Here is a 1,082-nt window from a genome sequence, read left to right on the forward strand (position 1 = left end):
ACCCGATGGTGTCGAGGTGTGCTGCGACCAGGGGGATAGCCACGGTTTCGAGTCCCTGGACGACGTCGAGGGCCGGGTGCACGTTGACCTCGAATACCAGCCCGGCGTTCTCGGTGCACAGATCCACGCCACCGAAGGGCAGTCCGAGGGATCGGGTTGCGGCACAGGCCAATTGTGCAAGGTGGACGGGCAGGGACGCCGTCGGACGCAGGTAGGAGCGGGCGCCTTTGGCCTCGTTGCACGGGGCGTCGGGATCGTCCTGGATATGCTCGACGACGCGCAGAACCTGGTCACCCAGCACGACCACCCGCAGCTGGTGGCGGCGGCCGTGGTCGTCGAGATTTCCGGCATCGGCCGACAACAGCCAGTCCTGGCGAGTCGTCGCGTAGAGCCGCATCGCCTCGAACAGGGCCGCGTCGGTGTCGATATGGAATACGTCGCGACCGCCGAGACCGGTGACCGGGCGGGCCCACGCGTCACCGCCGAGGCGATGCAAGGCGGCGGCTGCGGTCTCCGAACTCGGATCACGCAGCACGATCGTGGCCGGATACCGGATACCTGCTTGCTCGAAACAGGCTGTGGTTCTTGCCTTGTCGGTGGCATTTCGCCAGGCTTCGGCGTCACCCGCGCCGAGGCAAGGCACCATGCTGGCGGCGAGCAGCGCCTGGAACTCGGTGAAACGTGCACGGTCATCAGGATGGATCTCGTAGACCACGATCGCGTCCGGTGTGACGGGTGCGAGCCGGTCGCTCCACAATGTCAGCCCGGCCGCGGTCGCTGCGGCCCGTCCGCGGCCACCCCGCAGGAAGTCGCGAGCATCGATCGAAATGGCGGGACCGCCGGTGAGTTCGGCGACGGCGGCCTCGAGCACGACCCGGCTCTTCTCCTGGGAACCATGATCGGCCAGCACGACAACTTGCGGTAGACGATGTGACGGCTCGTTGATCGGCATGTATTCCCCCTGTAGTCGAGGGGCCTCGCGTGTGCCCTTCGCTGGTAGGTGCCACAGCCGGATCGCCGACCGCCGCGTCACAAAGATAATGCGGGCAGACGATCTACGTATCTCGTTTCGGGAGAACAGA

At 66.3% G+C, this 1,082-nt stretch carries 1 protein-coding gene; it reads right to left on the bottom strand.

The window, feature by feature from the left end; all coding sequences use genetic code 11:
- The coding region (locus ACIRRA_RS46095; RefSeq protein ID WP_402782533.1) for a RimK family alpha-L-glutamate ligase at window positions 1-952 on the bottom strand (952 nt) is incomplete at its 3' end.
- Between the last annotated feature and the right edge of the window lie 130 nt (window positions 953-1,082).

The organism is Nocardia sp. NPDC101769 (assembly GCF_044766925.1).
Classification (GTDB): domain Bacteria; phylum Actinomycetota; class Actinomycetes; order Mycobacteriales; family Mycobacteriaceae; genus Nocardia.